Origin of the sequence: Lysinibacillus sp. GbtcB16 (genome assembly GCF_019091145.1) — a bacterium.
In the GTDB taxonomy this organism is placed as follows: domain Bacteria; phylum Bacillota; class Bacilli; order Bacillales_A; family Planococcaceae; genus Lysinibacillus; species Lysinibacillus fusiformis.
Map to the genome: position 1 here is coordinate 1 of NZ_JAGXJV010000484.1, position 265 is coordinate 265.

Sequence of the window (265 nt, forward strand, 5' to 3'; positions counted from 1 at the left end):
GAGCGTTTAATTATAATAGAAAAAACCATTCATACCCGCTCAATAACCGCAAGGTACAAATGGTTTTCCAACACGCCTCAGAGGGGACGTTCCATTACAAACTGCTCGCCCAGCTTCGCATAGGAGCTGCCCGCCAGCCGGCTGACCGGCTTAAGCCCATTGGCATCGATATGGCCTTTGTCATACAGCGCATCAGCGATATGGAACTGAACGACTCTGCCAATGAGCAGATCGGCTGCCGGTGCTCCTTCCGTTCCGCCGAGCG

1 pseudogene is annotated in these 265 nt (G+C 53.2%); it reads right to left on the reverse strand.

Annotated elements, in window-relative coordinates:
* Nucleotides 1-77 precede the first annotated feature (77 nt).
* Nucleotides 78-265 (reverse strand): annotated as a pseudogene (locus KVT27_RS24990) (flavin reductase family protein); the annotation flags it as partial.